The following is a 1,149-nucleotide window of genomic DNA, read 5'->3' on the forward strand; positions in this document are numbered from 1 at the left end:
AGTACAACCACGAGCTGATCGGCACGACCGAGTGGGATGAGCCCCCCACGGACGCGCTCATCCAGGCCGCCGCCGAGACCGACCACACGCTCCGCCGCTACCTGGCGTACGTCGACGGCGAGGCGGTCGGCTACGCCCGCGTCCTGATCAACCACGTCGACGACCCTGACGCGGCCGCCCTCAACGTCTACGTCCACCCGCGGCACCGCGGACAGGGCCACGGCCGCGCACTGGCCGAGCGGCTCGTCCAGGACACCGCCGGCCTCACCCGTTTCGAGACCTGGCCGCTGACACCGCGGCCGGTGGTCGGGCAACGGCCGCTCACCCCGCCCAACGGCGCCGGCGCGGTGCCCGCCGAGCACCCGGGTGTGCGTCTCGCCCAGTCCTACGGCTTCGCGCTCGTCCAGATCGAGCGGGTGAGCCGGTATGACTTCGCCGATCCGGGGATCGACCCCGCCGTCGCCCTGGCCGAGGCCGAACGCGTCTCGTCGGACTACGAGCTCCACGCCTGGGAAGGCGCCGCCGACACGTCTCTGCAGGACGACCTCGCCGTCCTCAAGGCCCGCATGGCCACGGACGTGCCCTCCGGGGAACGCACCGTGGTGGAGCAGGTCTGGGACGCGGCCCGCGTGCGTCGCATGGACGAGCAGATCCTCACGACCGGCCGGCTCTTCCGCGCGGTGGCGCGGCACCGTGCCACCGGTCGGATCGTCGCCCTGAGCGAGCTGGTGGCGCCCCGCTCGCGCCCGGACGGGCTGATCGACCAGTGGGACACCATCGTGCTGCCCGAGCACCGCGGCCACCGCCTCGGCATGCGCGTGAAGGCGGCGAACCTCATCGCCGTCCGCGACGCGCTGCCCGAGGCCCGCGCGATCATCACGTGGAACGCCGAGGAGAACCGGCACATGCTCGGCGTCAACGAGGCGCTGGGCTTTCGGCCTGTGCTGGCCGAGGCGTCCATGGAAGCCCCGGCACCCCTGCGACGTCGCTGACGGTCCGCGAGCTCGGTCCCGCCTCACCCCCGCTCGAGCGTCCGCTGGGCCGCTTCCCGCACCGCCCGCGTGAGCCGCACCAGGCGCGTCACGGGCAGTGTGGCCGCCTGCCAGTACAGGGGCACGAGGACGTCGTCGAGCCCGGGCACGCGGACCA

1 protein-coding gene is annotated in these 1,149 nt (G+C 73.5%); it reads left to right on the forward strand.

Going from position 1 to position 1,149, the window contains the following annotated elements:
* A partial coding sequence (locus AB0N07_RS51610) for a GNAT family N-acetyltransferase (protein ID WP_365847997.1) occupies window positions 1–992 on the forward strand: 992 nt, incomplete at its 5' end.
* Window positions 993–1,149 lie beyond the last annotated feature (157 nt).

It is taken from the genome of Streptomyces sp. NPDC051172 (genome assembly GCF_040682555.1).
GTDB lineage: Bacteria > Actinomycetota > Actinomycetes > Streptomycetales > Streptomycetaceae > Streptomyces.